Raw genomic sequence first — 15,866 nt, forward strand, 5'->3', positions numbered from 1 at the left:
TCTGTTAAATCTAAAAAATCTATAATACAAACTAATCACAACACATAAATTTCTGATTTTCTTTAAAATAGTTCATTTTTATGACTACTAAAAAATACTACAACAATTATGCAATACCCCTAAAAATTTTTCACTAAAATTTCTCTTATACTGACACGTTTAATTGGATTTGAATTAATAAATCTTTTCGCATCAACAAAAGTAACATTATAGTTTTTATATAGTTCAAGACTAGACGCAGTATTAGAATTTGAAAGTAAGAACTTAGCCCCTTTTTTGTCTATTTTGTCACAAAATTGTAATAATTTTTCATGCATTCTAAAATCAAATCCATACTTACTATAACTTGTAAAATTACTTGTTTTGGAATAAGGAATATAAGGTGGATCAAGATAAACAAAATCATCTTTTTTTATAAAATCAAGTAAACAAAAAAAATCTAGATTTAAAATCTTAACCTCCTTTAAAAGCTTAGAAGCCAATTGTAAATTTTTAATTTCATAAAGACTAATTTTTTTATGTTTACCAAAAGGAGTATTAAATCTCCCATTACTATTTTCCCTATAAAGACCATTATAACAAGTTTTATTTAAATAAAGAAAAACACATGCCTTTTCTAAATTAGTCAAATTCCCATTATTAAAACTATTTCTAATATGAACATAATACTCCTTAGTTAAAGGAGCATTATTATATTTCTCAATTTCTAACAGAAAATTATCTAAATTATAGGCAATTTCCCTATAAAAATTAATCAAATTAGAATTTATATCATTAATAATTGAATTTTTTAAATTCAAAGCAAAAAATAATGCTCCTCCGCCTATAAAAGGTTCGATATAATTATTAAAAGCAAGAGGAATATTGTCTAAAATAGAGCTCAACAAATTTTTCTTACCACCAGCCCATTTCAAGATAGGCCGTATTGCAATGTTCATACCAACATTAGCCATAATAATGTTCAAACTCATCGTCCCTTTTATAAGTTAAAATTTCATTTTCTTTAAACCAAAGGGATACTTCACGAAAAGCATCATCAACATTAGCAGAAGCATGAATTACGTTGTAAACTGAAAATTCCTTCTCATTTGCATAGTTAAAACTATGATAAGCAAAATCACCTCTAATTGTCCCAGGAGAAGCCATCTTTGGTTCTGTAGAACCACAAAATTTTCTAACGACTTCAACAGCCTCAATACCTTCAACAACAAACACAAAAACTGGAGAACTTATTATAAAATTAATCAAAGAATGCCAAACAAACTCACCATGCCTTACAGCAATATCATCATATAAATAATGTGCCTGAGCCATTTCTCTATTAACTAAAATCATCTTAGCAGCCACAATTTTCAGTCCCGTTCTTTCAAATCTAGAAATCACATTACCAATCAACCCCCTCCTAACGCCATCAGGTTTAATAATACATAAAGTTCTTTGTATTAAAGTAGACATAAAAACCTCCCAATGTTTTCAATACAATTCAAGTTAATTATAAGACATAACTTATTAAGTTTATAAACATAAATTTCAAAAAAAAATATAGAAAAAATAATCTATTTTCAAAAAATTTAATTTTTAAAAATTAATACATCAATATAAAAACATGTCAAAGTATCTTACTGTGTTATTAAGCTTAAAAAAAATACACTTACAAATAAGTTTAATATTTAAAACGACAAATTAGAAAATTAAAACTAATACTTCAATAATATAAAAACTCAATTGAAACACTTTTTAAAAGTTATAAAAATAAATACCTAAGCTTACATTTTAAGTCTTAAACGCAAAGCCCTCAGAGTAGTAATTTTATCTGCATTACTAATACTACCTCCAACAGGAAGACCAGATGCTATTCTTGTAACATTAATATCTAAATTCTTTAAAATGTCTCTAATATAATTTGCCGTCACATCACCTTCAATGCTGAATTCTGTAGCAATAATCACTTCTTGAGCCCCAAGTTCCCTAACATAATTTGCTAATTTATCAAGATTTAGCCTATTTGGACCAATATCTCTTAAAGGATCAAGATGACCATGAAGCACAAAATACAATCCATCATATTCTCTAGTAGACTCAATAACCTCTAAGTCTTGCGGCATCTCTACAACACAAATCATATCCTTACATCTACTTAGATCCATACAAATATTACAAAATTCTCCCTCAGAAAAACTATAACAATTTTTACATTTTCTTATACTAGAATGAAACCTAATTAAAATTCGTCCCAAAGCTCTTGAATACTCCTCACCATTATACAAAATATCATAAACCATTCGTACTGCTGTCTTTCTACCTATACCTGGCAACTTAGAAAGTAAAACAATTAAATCTTGTATAATCAAATTTTAAATCCCAAATGGAATAGAACCCATTGTTTTTGACTTTATCTCTTCCTTAACCTTAGAAATAGCGTCATTAAAAGCCGATTTTATCATGTGCTCAAGGGCCTCATTATCTAAATCACTAAAAAATTCTTCCTTAATTGAAACTTTCTTAACAACAAATTCTCCATTCATCTCAACAATGACAACATCGCTTCCTGCTCTTCCACATACAACAATTTGGGATATTTCTTTTTTAAAATTATCAATATTATCTTTAAACCCTGACATATTCTTTAAAAAATCTAATGGATTTACTGCCATATCCTATTACTTTACCTCACTTGCTCCAAAAATGTTTTTAATTTTTAATACCTTATTATCAAAATCATCATCCTCAAACTGCTTTTGAAATACAACATTTAATCTAGGAAATTCTTTACAAAATTCAGCTCTTATCTCATTCTGATAGGCTTGTAGCTGATTATACTCAAATCCACTAAAAATTTTATAATAAAGCACATCATTGTCAATCAAAACCTCTCCTGAATATACTAAAGTTTGAACATACTTAGATACTAAATAAACAAAACTTTCTTTAATTTTATCATTATTATATACCTTATTAAAATTATCTTTTGTTTCTATAAAAATTTCATCAATATCATCCCCATCAAGGTCAAGATGAGTAGAAGTTTTAACTTCAGCCTCTAATGCAGTCTCAGTTTTGTCAAGACCCAATTCCAATGGCTCTACTGAAGAGATATTTCCTAATTTTGGTTCTATATCCGTATCTAAGTCAGTATCATTTAAATTCAAACCAACCTCATCAAGCACCTTAGCTTCAATATCTTGAATTTGCTTAATTAAAACATGACTGGACACGTAATCTTTAAGTCTAAGTATCTTAATAAAATTAATCTCAATTTCATATTTAGGATTCACTGAAAACTGCAAATCCCTATAAGTTTCAAGTAGTACACTAATACTTCTCTCAACATGCTTTAAATCAAAACTTAATAATTTTTCTTTTAAACTCTCAGGCTTAATACCAATAAACATAAGATTTTTAATACCTAATTTTAGAAATAATATCTCTCTAAAAAATTCAATAGTATCAAAAAGAAATTGCTCATATGAAATCCCGGTTAAAAAAACAGCATCTAAAATACAAAGCAATTCTTTTAAATCATCATTAAGAATGCTTAGTGCCAATTTTTCTAAAAATTCACTACTAGTAAACCCCATCTTGGATCTGATCTCTTCAAATTGTATATCGGAATTACTTAATGACACAATCTGATCAAAGAGAGTATAAGCATCCCTTACACTTCCTCCACTCTTATAAGCAATCCACCTTAAAGCCTCATCTTCATATTGAATGTTATCTTCAAGACAAACATTCTTTAACATTTCATAAACCTTATCCAAAGGCAAAAGTCTAAAATTAAAATGTTGACACCTGCTCTTTATTGTATCTGGAAGCTTGTGTACCTCTGTCGTAGCAAAAATAAAAACAATATAGCTAGGGGGCTCTTCAATTGTTTTTAAAAGAGCATTGAAAGCAGAATTTGAAAGCATATGCACTTCATCAATAATATAAACCCTATATCTAGAGCTGGCAGGGGGGAACATTATCTCTTCTTTAATTTGTTTAACATCTTGAACAGAAGTATTTGAAGCACCATCAATCTCAATAATATCAAGTTTATTATCATTATCAATGGATTTACAACTAAAACACATATCACAAGGAATAATTGTTGGCCCTATTTTACAGTTCAAACATCGTGCAAAAGCCCTTGCAGAAGAAGTCTTACCAACTCCTCGTGGTCCTGAAAATATATAAGCATTTGCTATCTTATTATTTTCTATTGAATGTTTTAAGGTTTCAACAACAAAATCTTGCCCCTCAAGAGAATTCAAATCTCTGGGACGCCTCTTAATGGCAGTACCTCTTGCAGATATCATCCCATCTCCCCATATACTAACAAAAATCTTAATTAAACCTTAAATTACACAAAATCAAAAGCATTCAAACAATAAAAATTATCATTTGATAATATATCAATACTTATGATCAAGTATTAATTTTATAAAAGCCTATTTGCCTACTTAACTAAAATAAACTTATCCTAAGATTTTCGCACTCATTGAGTAATTACTTACCGCTGCTACCTTCCAGTCCTGACGGGATTAGGCAACACTCAATAGTGCGGATCCCAGGAATCGGAGAAAATGGGATTCGAACCCATGATACATTTTCATGTATACACGCTTTCCAAGCGTGCGCCTTAAGCCGCTCGGCCATCTCTCCAAAACCAACGACTTTCGTGCCCAAGAGGATTTGAACCTCTGACCTTCAGAACCGCAATCTAATGCTCTATCCAGCTGAGCTATGGGCACAAACAAACATTCAATTTCAATTGTAATAAAAATTATTATTTATTACAATAAAATCAAATTTATAACAAATAATCAAAAAATATTATTCAAAATTAAAGCATTAATTCATCTCTAAAAAGGAGCAATAAATGACAATTAAACTTCCAACCATAATAGCAACATTTTTACTAATAATATCATGCACAAAACATACACAAAAAATAGAAAATGCTGACATTAATATTGAAAAAAAAATTATCAAAGAAACCATCACTGATGAAGATAATAATATTTTTCAGATAAACGCCCAAATTCCCATTACAGAAGGTCTAGAAATTGGATTTGAAAAGCTTATAAAAGAATGGAAAGCCCATAAAATCGAATCTCTTAAAACAAAAAAATCAAAAAACTATAACCATGAATTTTTTTATTATTCTGACTTTGAAATATTTAAAAGCCCAGACCTTAAAATAACATCAATTCTATACAGTCAATACACAATAGATAAGTATGATGCAAATGGAATTACAACATATCATCCAATTAATCTAAGAGGAAAAGAAAAAATAAAACTCTCAGATATAATTTCAAAAGATCAATTAGACTCTTTAATGCAAGTACTAAGGACACAGGTAGAGACAGATTTTAAAAAATTTAGTATTCATTCTGATAATAAATCTAAATTTGAAGAAGAATTTGAAAAAACTTTCAAACAATATAAATATTACTTTAAAAACAATAATGTGGTGATCTTTTATGACATGCTCACAATACGACCACGAGCAGATGGAAAAATTGAGTTTATATTCCCAATCGATAATAATACCGAAAACTGATTGTCAAATTTGCTCATAATAAAATAAGCAACGGAGAGGGTGAGATTCGAACTCACGGTAGGCTAAACCTACGACGGTTTTCAAGACCGTAGCATTAAACCACTCTGCCACCTCTCCCAAACTATTATCATACTAATAAACTAAAGAAATCTTTGTCAAGACAATCCTTAACGAAAACTCTTACGGAGAGAATGGGATTCGAACCCATGGTCCCCTTTTTAAAAGGACAACTTCTTAGCAGGAAGCCCCATTCGGCCACTCTGGCATCTCTCCTTGCAGCCATACTAATAAATAGTATATTAGAGTAATTACATTGTCAACAAAAAAATAACTTTAAATCTTAACAATTGATCTTAAAATCCCTATAAGCTTCGATTAAATCCCTAATCTCTTTAATTGCAACATCCAATTTAACTTGCATAAGTTCATCTGAAAAAATCTTCTTAGTAATTTCTACCTCATTGCTATTAGCTCTAAGTTCAATATGCTCATTTTTAATTTTCCAAATATATGGAGAAAGTCTAGTATCATAATCAAAAACAAAAACAGGATCTTTTAAATTCAAAGAATTGTCAATAAAAAACAAATATTCCAACGTCCACCTGCCTTTCAAAACCATTGCAAATTCATCTAGAAGTTCTTCAATCAAAATATCTTCTCTAGATTCAAGTATATTTAAAAATTTAGAATAAGTATCTGGTTTAATTTCACAAAGCTTTTTTATATAAAAATAAGCATTTTCAAGTTCACGATTTCTTAAAAAAAACAAAAACGCATAAAAACAAACTGAATCCATATTAGGATAATCTAACAATATTCTATCAATAGATCTTTTAGGAGAAAAATTCAAAAGCTCTATTGTAGCAATATGCATATTATATATTGTATAGATATTAGGAAAACTCAAAATAGCTTTTACATAAGATTTAGTGGCTTGCGTCATATTACCTATTTTATGCAAAATAGTTGCTCTATTATGCCAAATATATTTAGAATAATTTGAATCTGTTAAAAACCTCTCAGAAAGTTTAACCGCACTACTTATCTCTCCAATAGAATAAAGGTAATACATCAAATAATTAACAACAAGAGAAAGATTAGCCTCTTTAAAGCTCTCATCTATCTCAAACAGTTTAGCACTATTAAATATACAATTATTTTTTAAAAACCAAGTATTCAATTTAATAAGAGCATTATTCTTATCCACATCAGCAGCTTTAATAAGCATTCGGATAGCTTCATCTTTTTTACCCATTATCTCAAGTAAAATAGCAGCATTATTAATAGCCTGAATCAAACTAGGATGTTGCTGGCTAGATTTTAAAAAATAATTCAAAGACTTCTCATAATCTTTCAATCCAAAATAAAAAACCCCAAGATTATAATTTTGGAAATAACTCAATTCACCTTTCTGATCCTCAAACTTACCATAATGTAAGAGCTTAATTAAAAAACAATACTCACTTAAAACAGGATAAGTATCTAATACATATAGGAGCGCCTTATAATCCTTAAGTCTAAAATAAATAAGAGACTTAAGAGCTAGAGAATCAAAACTATCATCAAAAACATCCAGATTTAAAAGCGCACTCTTAAGATCACCATTCTTATAAAGCTCTAAGGCTTTTTCAAAATCAATACTATTCATACTGCTTAAAAAACTCCATAGGTCTCACAGAAATTTCTTTCGAAAAAGACGCCTCATTGACACTCTTGTCTAAATTATAAGAAGCAACACTAATATAATAAAGTCTCCCATTCTCAAGACCTGTAATTCTAAAAGAAGTCTGATTCCCAACATCAATAGGAGATGTCAAAATATTTCCAGCTCTATCATGATAATTACCAGGACTAACTCCAATATAAATATAATAGCCACCAACATTACTACTAATAACGGGGAACCATTCAATCAATATCTCACCAGCTCCTGGAGCAGCCTTTGTTATTAGAGGAGGAAAAGGTGCGGCCTCAGGTATGTAAGTAAGAATCATGCTATAAAGAGATGGACTGTCTATAGGATCACCGCTTGGATAAAGTTCGACCTTAATTTGAATATATTTTGACACACCAAATTTAGGAAATCCATTTTTAGGATCAAAATGAATCCAATCTCCTGTTAAGTTCTTTTTTATTTTCCCATTATTATCTGTTCTATAAAACATCTTATTATCCAATCTATAATAATAAAAAATATCTGTATCTTTTGGCTTCACAGTATCAAATTCTATAGATAAAATTTGAGAATAATCTTTAGATAGCTTGATTGGTTCCGTAATAATATATCCTTTATCTCTTGAAAAGAAAGCATTATGTACTTCTTCAAAACTTTTATGAATTTCAAAATTTTCAATAGCCCCTGTAAAATACTGCCCCAATGTAAAATCAATAAAATTACCAATATTTAACAAATAACCAAAACCTTCTCTCTTATCAGCAGTAACATACTCTATGGCCTGAGGTTTAGAATCTATTAAATATTCCAGTAACCCATCTTTTTGCCTATACCTTACAGTATGTAAATGCCACTCTTTTGGAATAAAATCATCATCACTCTTAAGCTTAATCTTAATAGGTTCCCCATTATCATTTAAAAACACATTATTAAAATTCCAAACGAAAGTTCCGCCTTCACTCTCCAACCGAATGGCTTGATCTAGCCAAACACCTTTAATATTTTTATACCCGTTCCAACTTACAATAACTTCTCCAGTAACAGAAGTAGAACGGTATGCCCAAAACTGGATAGTAAAATCAGAAATTACATTACCTGAACAGAAAAAAGCCTTTTTTGTCAATGGTTTAAGTTTAATGGTATTTCGACTTGAATAAAAAATTAAAGAATTACCTGCAATATTATGAAAAGAATTTGAAATTTTTGCATTATTTGATTCAACAGAATAGTTTAAAGCAGCATCCTTAACAATACTGTCATTTTCTATTTCTAATCTAAAATCAACATTATTAAAATCTAAAACTCCCTTATGTCTATCCAAATAAATTCCAAGGATACCTCTATCACCTCTCGTAAAGCTAATGTTATGAGCTTCCTGAATAAATTTAAATCCATCTTTAGCATCAAGAATCAACTTAAGTTCCTGAGAAAAAACACTAGAAAGACACAAACAAAATAACAAAAATATAAAAATTAACCTCATTATAGACCTTTATCTTTTTCAACGTAAAAAAATCAAAAATATACAATACCCCAAATATGATATAATATTATATCATAAAAATAAAAATGATTACTTAGAAACAATAATAGACAACATGAGAGAACATTTAAATTGTCTACACAAAAAAGTACAAGAATTCCCAACAACAAGTGGCTGTTATAAAATGTACTCACAAGACAACAAGATACTGTATATTGGAAAAGCAAAAAATTTAAGAACAAGAGTAAAAAACTACTTTCTAGAAAAAATCAGTCTTAAAACCAAAATACTAATGAGAAACGTAGTAAACATAGAAGTAATTACCACAAACAGTGAATATGAAGCTCTACTCTTAGAGTGCAACTTAATCAAGGAGCACAAGCCAGACTATAACATCAAATTAAAAGACGATAAAGGGTATCCTATGATCAGAATAACTTGCGAAAAATACCCAAAAGTCTTTAAAACTAGGAAAATAATAAATGACGGAAGTGAATATTTTGGTCCATACGTTAATGCAAAACACTTAGACTTAGTACTAAACCTTATCAACAAAACATTTAAAACCAGGAAATGCAAAAAAAAATCAAAAAACCCATGTCTTTATTTTCACATGGGTCAATGTCTTGGGGTCTGTTACAGAAATGATCTTGAAGAACAATACAAAGAAGAAGTAAACAAAATAAGACATATCTTAAATGGAAACATATCTAAACTTTTAAATGAAATTGAAATAAAAATGAAAGGGGTAATTAAAAGGGAAGATTTTGAATCAGCAATAAAGTTAAAAGAAACTAAAAGAGCATTAATTGAGATAAGTCAAACACAGATAATTACAAAAATAAATAAACTTAGCACAGACTATATATACATTCATAAAACCGACAATTTAAATGTAATAGTAATATTTAAATACAAAGACGGCAAACTAGTAGAAAAAGACATAAATTTTGATGAAAGTATATATGAAGAGGATGAGCTAATAGCAGAATTTATAACACAGTACTATACATCTTTAAATATGATAGTACCTGATAAAATATGTATCTTTAAAAAGATTGACACTGAAGATATTACAAAACTAATAAATGAACTTAAAAGTACAAACACTGAAATAGTTTATGAAGACACCAAAGACACTATAAAGATAATAGAAATGGCAATTTCCAACGCAGAAATCGCATTAAGAGCATATAATAATGAAAACAATAAAGCACTAGAAAATTTAAAGATCATTCTTGAAATGACAAAATTACCAAAAATAATTGAAGGATTTGATATTGCTCATCTTAACGGATATAAAACAGTAGCATCACTTGTTACCTTTAAAATGGGCAAAACCTTTCAAGATGGATACAGAGTTTATAAAATCAATTCATTAAATGATGGTGAAATTGATGACTTTAAGGCAATAAAAGAAATTATATCAAGGAGATATACAAAACTAATTAACGAGCAATTAGAATTACCCAATTTAATCTTAATTGATGGAGGAAAAGGTCAATTAAATGCTGCTTACTCTATTTTAAAAGGATTAAAAATTGAAGACAAAGTCACTATTTGTGCTCTAGCAAAACAAGAAGAAACAATATTTTTACCAAACAAAACACAAGGTATTAAACTCCCAAAAGGAAATCCCGCTCTTAAAATATTACAAAATGTTCGAGATGAAGCTCACAGAAAAGCAAATAGCTTTAATAGAAAATTACGCAGAAATATAAAATTGCATTATAGTAAAATAGAAGGAATTGGGGAACAAAAAGCTAAAAATATTTTAAAAACGCTTGGAACATACAAAGATATATTTCTCTTAAACGAAGATGAAATAGCTCAAAAAATGAAAATCAATATCAAAATGGCTAAAAAAATAAAAAAATTCTCAGAAGATCAAAATTTGAAAAATACTCATTCCATAGAGTTTTAATTGAACAGTTCATATTACTAAAAATAAAGGTTAAAGATTAACAATACTAAAAAAGTTTTAAAAGCTCTTACACACTGTATTACAAAGACAATAACAATTACAAAATATTAGTAAATTTAAATTTAGAAGAAAAATTATCAAATATAGTATCATCCTGACTTAACAAAACTAACATCATAAAATATGATAAATTCAAATGCATATTTTTACCATAGATCCTTGCATATAAATCAAACTTATGTAAAAGCTTTAAAATAAATTTAATATCAAAAATCGAGTAATTTTTAAGTCCTATCTTATAAACTTTCTCTAATGAGACAAATATTTTATGCTTTTTAAAGACAGACGGAATGTCATGCAAGCTCTCACAATCTATTTTGACCTTTAAAAATTTTTTAAACTGCCAACCAAGACTCATTACAATATTAACCAAATCTTCTCCTTGCTCCAGGATGGATTTAATCCTAACTAAAGCAGACTCCATATCCTTCTTCAAAATTGATTCAAATAAGGAAAAAGAATTCTCAGGACGCATAAAACTAAGCCAAGAATTTACATCATGTTCATCAATCGTCTTATTTTTAATCATAAGAGCAAAGGAATTTACATAAAACTGCAAAATCTTAGTATCTGCACCTAACATAAAAAGCATTAAATGTATGGCTTTATCTGTAATTTTAATTCCAAGTTTAAAAAAACTTTTCTTTACAAATAAAAATTTATCAGTATCAGATAGCTCATAAAAAGTTTTCTTAACTAGATTAAAAGAACCTTTGGGATCAAAACTGATCGAATTTTCATTAGAAACAAAAATAAGAATCTTATTTAAAGGTTTTAAAATTGTACTATAAATCAACTCTAAATCTTTTTTACTTTTTAAATTTTCAGACTCATAAATAATAAAGACATCTTCTTTAGAAAAAAAAGAATTAGTTAAAAGTCGTTCATAAAGCTCTATTGATGACAATTCCGACATAAAAAGCTTAGTAACACATATATCATCAGCATTGAACTTACTAAAAATATCATTTAAATAAGCTTCTTTTAATCCCTGCTCTTTGCCTAAAAGTAAATAAATTTCTTTCATTTAAATAATATTATAATCCAAGTAATAAATATGTTATACTTCAATTATTAGGATAAAATATGAAAATTGCAATATTCACAGATACATACCTTCCAGACAAAAATGGAGTAGCAACATCTATAAAACAAATTAAAGAAGGTTTTGAAAGAAAAGGTCACAGTGTTTATATTTTCTGTCCACAATCTCAAAAAACAGATTTACAAGAAGACCATATTCACAGATGCTTCTCAATTAAATTGAACCACACAGTAGATGCCAAAATAGCATTCCCAAACAAAACAAGAATAAAAAAGATAATACAAGAATATCAACCTGAAATCATTCATACACATTCAGAATTCACTATGGGAAAAATCGGGAAAAAATTAGCACTACAACACAATATTCCAATAGTCCATACAAACCATACAATGTGGAATTATTATCTACATTACTTAGGAATTTTCAAACATTTAACTAATCCAGACAAACTGATGAAAAAATTTTATGACCAAATCCATCATTTCATTTATCCATCAATTAAGTCACATGACAAATATTTTCATCTTGCAACAAATGCTGACTATAAAATAATTCCAAATGGAGTAGACAGAAAAATTTTCATAAAAGACCTAAGCCAAGAAAAAAAACAAGAGATTTTAACCAAACATGGAATAAGTAAAAACGATAAAATCATAATCTTTGTTGGAAGAATAAATGAAGAAAAAAATATATGCTTATTAATTAAACATTTAAAAAAACTTTTAATTGAAAACAAAAATTGCAAGCTCATTCTCATAGGAAAGGGAAAAGAAGAAACTAAAGTAAGGCAATTTAGAAAGCAATATAAACTTGAAAAACAAATAATACTTATTGGAACAATTCCATGGGAAAAAATGTATTACTATTATAAAATATCTGATGTATTTGTAAGTCTATCAAGAAGCGAAGTATATCCAATGACAACAATTGAGGCATTAACAGCCGGTATACCTGCGGTACTTATTAATGACATAATATACAAAGATGTAATTCAGCAAGGAAAAAATGGATTCTTAATAGATAATTATGAAAATTTGTATAAATACATAAAAGAAATAATAGAAAACGAAGAAAAATTACAAACTTTAAAAAAAAATACAGAAGAGACATCTATGATGTTTTCAAGCTCATTTTTTGTAGAAAAAATTGAACAGTACTATTATGAAATCATTAAAAATAAAAAATATTAACGTAATTTGTTAAAATCCACGTTATGAATGGGAAATTTTATTCCCATATCATCTAAAATACCTTTAATATTTTCTGCTATGAAATATTGAAAATCCCAAAAAAACTCGGTTTTTACAAAAGATCTCACTTGCATGACTATGTAATAAGGAGTATATTCCTTTACAACAACACTAGGCTTATTAATACCACATTGTCCCTTATTAAAGGAAAATGCCAAAATTTCTATTCTACTTTTAAGAGAACCAATATCTATGTCATAAGGAACTTGAAAATCGAATGCAATCCTCCTTTCAGGATTTGTAGAAAAATTAGTAACAGATGTGTCTGTAAACTTACTATTTGGAATCTTAATAATTTTACCATCTACAGTCTTGAGTGTAGTAAAAAATACATGAATATCATTTACTTCACCCTCAACATCATCACAGCTAATGTAATCACCAATTTTAAAAAAACTGGAATTTAAAACAACAAACCCGCTAACAAAATCAGATAAAATCCCTTGAGCAGCAAGACCAACCGCAAGACCTAGAGATCCAAATATAGCAAAAATAGAAGTTGTAGAAACACCAAGATAAGGTAAAATCATCAAAATTAATATCATATCTATCATCACTTCAAAAAATGACTTAAAAAAATTAAGAATAGTAGAATCTAATTTTGTTTCTAACTTAGATTTTTCAAAAGCACTAAATAAAAGCCTACCCACCCTTTTGACAAAAAACCTTGAAACACACCATAATACCAACGCTACAAGAACCTTTAATCCATAAACTATCACCATTTCAAAAATTTCATTGACATAATCCTGAAAAACAAATATTTCTCTAAAGACACTTAACGTTTTTGACTGTTTATCCATAAGCTACTATGGTTATAGTACAAAAAAATAAAATAAAAATACAATCTCTAAAAGACCTATCACTAAAACAAAAAATCAATATACAAAAGCACTGATACTAATAGTATTACATAGTTACTGTGATACAATGTAATTTAATCCACATACTCTTTAAAGTTAGGATAAAAGATGCATGGATAAAACAAAAGAAACACAATATGAATTAATAACATTATTTTATCTTGTACTAAAGATAACAACCATTACAATTGGTGGGGGATTATTAATAATATCTGAACTTAGAAAAATGATTGTCAATAAAAAAAAGCTAATATCTGATAAAGAGTTTAATGAAATACTTGAAACATCAAACGTAGTTCCCGGGGTAACAGCAATCAATTTTGCATTCTTAATTGGTAAAAAACTTAAAGGATTTAAAGGAGCAATTATGTTAACTATCGCTGGAATCCTACCATCCATATTCGTAATCACAATGATAGCCCTTTATGTAAATTTAAACTCAAATAACATCTACATTCAAAAATTCCTTGAAGGTGCAAAAATATCATCAACAATAATAATGTCAATAATCATACTTGAATTTTCAAAAAAAATGCTAAATCAATCAATAACAAAATGGATAACATGCTTATTAATAACATATACACTATATAAGTTTCATATAGATATATCATATATACTGATAATAGTTTTATTTATATCTTCTATAACATATAGAATACAAAAAATATTCTTTCAAAAAAAGGCATAAATTTGATTCTAATAAATTTATTCATTACATTTTTCAAAATAGGAATTTTAAATTTCGGTGGAGGAAACGGAATTGCAACGATTATCAATAAAGAAATTATTGATAATAAAGGATGGATAACAAAAGAAGAATTTATCAATATCATTACAATATCTAGAATTACTCCAGGTCCTGTTGGTACCAATATAGCAACATATATTGGCACCAAAGTAGCCGGCATTACTGGTGCAATAATTGCCACAATAGCTCTAATAACTGCACCCATATTAATTATTACCTTTATAACATTAACACTCCATAAGATAAATTTCTTAAATTATTACCTTAAAAGATTAAGACCTGTAATTATAGCATTATGGATAATGACAATAATTATTCTATTTGAAAGTATATTTTTAAAAATAAACTACAATGGTACAGAATTTTTAAAAAGATTTGCACTTGCAGGATTAAACTTAATAATTCTATTATTTTACAAAAACATTACCCCCGCAATACTAATCATATCTAGTGGCATATTATATATATTTATGTAAAGACGCTTAAACAAAACTTAAAATTAATACAATCAAAATTCTAAGTCTTGACAAACAAGAATTAATAAAAGTTATATCAGACGAAATTGAAAACAATAAATACTTTCAAATAGATTTAAAAACATTTTCTGAGACACTAAAAACTTATAAAGTTAGAAAAATTTCCTACAAAAATGATAATAATAAAACATAATATGAAATTGCGCCAGCTAAAACATCACCAAAACTCTCTCTTAAAGAACACCTCTTACTACAAATTCAAAGACTCAGTGAAGCTGAGATTAACATAGGAGAAATCATAATAAATCATCTAAACAGCAAAAGATTTTATATAATAAAACCTTATGACTTCTTCAAAAAAAGAATCTCAGCATCAAGTAAATAAAATGATCAAAATAATTCAACAATTTGATCCAACAAAAATTGGCGTATCTAACATCATAAAATCATTAATATTACAAATAAAATATCATAAATTAAATGAAAATAAAATTAAAATTTTTAAATGAGAAGATTTACTTAAAAATACTCAAAATAAGCTAAAAGAAAAGCTTAACATCAGCACTCAAGATTTAAACGATGCTCGTGACACAATTCAACTTAAGCTTACCCCCAATATTACATTCAAGTTGAAAGACAAAAATGATATAAATGACTATATTGAACCAGATACAATTGTTATAAGTAAAGACAATAAACTGAAGATAAAAATTAAAAAAGTCAATATTTTCAAAAAAAGAATAAAGATTTGAAAAAATATAAACAATCAAAATGGTTAACTGAAT

At 27.8% G+C, this 15,866-nt stretch carries 14 protein-coding genes, 4 tRNA genes, 1 other RNA gene and 1 pseudogene; 6 read left to right on the forward strand and 14 right to left on the reverse strand.

From position 1 onward, the window contains the following. Positions 1-119: 119 nt before the first annotated feature. The 8 genes from R5397_RS02050 to R5397_RS02085 form a co-directional block, all read right to left on the reverse strand. The gene (locus R5397_RS02050; RefSeq protein WP_421622717.1) at positions 120-971 is read right to left on the reverse strand and encodes a DNA adenine methylase; all 852 of its coding nucleotides are present in this window, start codon (positions 969-971) and stop codon (positions 120-122) included. After that, positions 946-1,455, reverse strand: a complete 510-nt coding sequence (locus tag R5397_RS02055; RefSeq protein WP_421622718.1) for a nucleoside-diphosphate kinase — start codon at positions 1,453-1,455, stop codon at positions 946-948. The genes R5397_RS02050 and R5397_RS02055 overlap by 26 nt, the downstream gene beginning before the upstream one ends. A gap of 311 nt (positions 1,456-1,766) precedes the next feature. Beyond that, the gene (gene recR / locus R5397_RS02060; RefSeq protein WP_421622719.1) at positions 1,767-2,351 is read right to left on the reverse strand and encodes a recombination mediator RecR; all 585 of its coding nucleotides are present in this window, start codon (positions 2,349-2,351) and stop codon (positions 1,767-1,769) included. A 3-nt stretch (positions 2,352-2,354) separates the two neighbouring features. Further along, a complete protein-coding gene (locus tag R5397_RS02065) occupies positions 2,355-2,654 on the reverse strand; it encodes a YbaB/EbfC family nucleoid-associated protein (RefSeq protein ID WP_421622720.1) in 300 nt (99 codons plus the stop codon). 6 nt (positions 2,655-2,660) lie between these two features. After that, a complete protein-coding gene (dnaX, locus tag R5397_RS02070; RefSeq protein ID WP_421622721.1) occupies positions 2,661-4,301 on the reverse strand; it encodes a DNA polymerase III subunit gamma/tau in 1,641 nt (546 codons plus the stop codon). A gap of 159 nt (positions 4,302-4,460) precedes the next feature. Then, positions 4,461-4,558: signal recognition particle sRNA small type (ffs, locus tag R5397_RS02075), an RNA gene on the reverse strand. A 2-nt stretch (positions 4,559-4,560) separates the two neighbouring features. Next, positions 4,561-4,647: transfer RNA gene (locus tag R5397_RS02080), tRNA-Ser, on the reverse strand. 15 nt (positions 4,648-4,662) lie between these two features. Then, positions 4,663-4,736, reverse strand: a tRNA-Arg gene (locus R5397_RS02085). Positions 4,737-4,864: 128 nt separating this feature from the next. Here R5397_RS02085 and R5397_RS02090 point away from each other — a divergent pair. After that, a complete protein-coding gene (locus tag R5397_RS02090) occupies positions 4,865-5,551 on the forward strand; it encodes a DUF3298 domain-containing protein (protein WP_421622722.1) in 687 nt (228 codons plus the stop codon). Positions 5,552-5,582: 31 nt separating this feature from the next. Here R5397_RS02090 and R5397_RS02095 read toward each other — a convergent pair. The 4 genes from R5397_RS02095 to R5397_RS02110 all read right to left on the reverse strand — a co-directional run bounded on the left by R5397_RS02095 (position 5,583) and on the right by R5397_RS02110 (position 8,709). Continuing rightward, positions 5,583-5,668 (reverse strand) — tRNA-Ser (locus R5397_RS02095). A 66-nt stretch (positions 5,669-5,734) separates the two neighbouring features. Further along, positions 5,735-5,824, reverse strand: a tRNA-Ser gene (locus tag R5397_RS02100). Positions 5,825-5,891: 67 nt separating this feature from the next. Beyond that, the gene (locus R5397_RS02105; protein ID WP_421622723.1) at positions 5,892-7,199 is read right to left on the reverse strand and encodes a tetratricopeptide repeat protein; all 1,308 of its coding nucleotides are present in this window, start codon (positions 7,197-7,199) and stop codon (positions 5,892-5,894) included. Further along, the gene (locus tag R5397_RS02110) at positions 7,192-8,709 is read right to left on the reverse strand and encodes a hypothetical protein (protein ID WP_421622724.1); all 1,518 of its coding nucleotides are present in this window, start codon (positions 8,707-8,709) and stop codon (positions 7,192-7,194) included. Before R5397_RS02110 ends, R5397_RS02105 begins: the two co-directional genes overlap by 8 nt. A 115-nt stretch (positions 8,710-8,824) precedes the next feature. On the opposite strand from R5397_RS02110, the gene uvrC reads away from it, so the two are divergent. Further along, positions 8,825-10,633: an excinuclease ABC subunit UvrC gene (gene uvrC, locus R5397_RS02115; RefSeq protein ID WP_421622725.1), complete on the forward strand. Its 1,809-nt coding sequence runs from the start codon at positions 8,825-8,827 to the stop codon at positions 10,631-10,633. Between the two features lie 97 nt (positions 10,634-10,730). Here uvrC and holA read toward each other — a convergent pair whose 3' ends face one another. After that, a complete protein-coding gene (gene holA / locus R5397_RS02120; protein ID WP_421622726.1) occupies positions 10,731-11,720 on the reverse strand; it encodes a DNA polymerase III subunit delta in 990 nt (329 codons plus the stop codon). Positions 11,721-11,779: 59 nt separating this feature from the next. Between holA and R5397_RS02125 the strand changes: the two genes are divergently transcribed. Beyond that, a complete protein-coding gene (locus tag R5397_RS02125; RefSeq protein ID WP_421622727.1) occupies positions 11,780-12,931 on the forward strand; it encodes a glycosyltransferase in 1,152 nt (383 codons plus the stop codon). Here the strand turns inward: R5397_RS02125 and R5397_RS02130 are convergent. Further along, entirely contained in the window at positions 12,928-13,794 is an 867-nt protein-coding gene (locus R5397_RS02130) for a mechanosensitive ion channel family protein (protein ID WP_421622728.1), read from the reverse strand. The genes R5397_RS02125 and R5397_RS02130 overlap by 4 nt on opposite strands. A gap of 172 nt (positions 13,795-13,966) precedes the next feature. On the opposite strand from R5397_RS02130, the gene R5397_RS02135 reads away from it, so the two are divergent. The 3 genes and pseudogenes from R5397_RS02135 to R5397_RS02145 all read left to right on the forward strand — a co-directional run bounded on the left by R5397_RS02135 (position 13,967) and on the right by R5397_RS02145 (position 15,833). Further along, positions 13,967-14,545 (forward strand): chromate transporter, encoded by a 579-nt coding sequence (locus tag R5397_RS02135; protein WP_421622729.1) that lies wholly within the window; start codon positions 13,967-13,969, stop codon positions 14,543-14,545. Positions 14,546-14,547: 2 nt separating this feature from the next. Further along, positions 14,548-15,081, forward strand: coding sequence for a chromate transporter (locus tag R5397_RS02140; protein WP_421622730.1), 534 nt, complete (start codon positions 14,548-14,550; stop codon positions 15,079-15,081). A gap of 386 nt (positions 15,082-15,467) precedes the next feature. Beyond that, positions 15,468-15,833: pseudogene (locus R5397_RS02145) on the forward strand (hypothetical protein). Positions 15,834-15,866: the final 33 nt, after the last annotated feature.

It is taken from the genome of Borrelia sp. MN22-0132 (assembly GCF_049201035.1).
Taxonomy (GTDB): Bacteria; Spirochaetota; Spirochaetia; order Borreliales; family Borreliaceae; genus Borrelia; species Borrelia puertoricensis.

Excerpts from the sequence above, each read along its gene's own strand:
- R5397_RS02050 (WP_421622717.1), bottom strand. The coding sequence starts at position 971 with ATGAGTTTGAACATTATTATGGCTAATGTTGGTATGAACATTGCAATA.
- R5397_RS02055 (WP_421622718.1), bottom strand. The coding sequence starts at position 1,455 with ATGTCTACTTTAATACAAAGAACTTTATGTATTATTAAACCTGATGGC.
- R5397_RS02065 (WP_421622720.1), bottom strand. The coding sequence starts at position 2,654 with ATGGCAGTAAATCCATTAGATTTTTTAAAGAATATGTCAGGGTTTAAA.
- dnaX (WP_421622721.1), bottom strand. The coding sequence starts at position 4,301 with ATGATATCTGCAAGAGGTACTGCCATTAAGAGGCGTCCCAGAGATTTG.
- R5397_RS02090 (WP_421622722.1), top strand. The coding sequence starts at position 4,865 with ATGACAATTAAACTTCCAACCATAATAGCAACATTTTTACTAATAATA.
- R5397_RS02105 (WP_421622723.1), bottom strand. The coding sequence starts at position 7,199 with ATGAATAGTATTGATTTTGAAAAAGCCTTAGAGCTTTATAAGAATGGT.
- R5397_RS02110 (WP_421622724.1), bottom strand. The coding sequence starts at position 8,709 with ATGAGGTTAATTTTTATATTTTTGTTATTTTGTTTGTGTCTTTCTAGT.
- uvrC (WP_421622725.1), top strand. The coding sequence starts at position 8,825 with ATGAGAGAACATTTAAATTGTCTACACAAAAAAGTACAAGAATTCCCA.
- holA (WP_421622726.1), bottom strand. The coding sequence starts at position 11,720 with ATGAAAGAAATTTATTTACTTTTAGGCAAAGAGCAGGGATTAAAAGAA.
- R5397_RS02125 (WP_421622727.1), top strand. The coding sequence starts at position 11,780 with ATGAAAATTGCAATATTCACAGATACATACCTTCCAGACAAAAATGGA.
- R5397_RS02130 (WP_421622728.1), bottom strand. The coding sequence starts at position 13,794 with ATGGATAAACAGTCAAAAACGTTAAGTGTCTTTAGAGAAATATTTGTT.
- R5397_RS02135 (WP_421622729.1), top strand. The coding sequence starts at position 13,967 with ATGGATAAAACAAAAGAAACACAATATGAATTAATAACATTATTTTAT.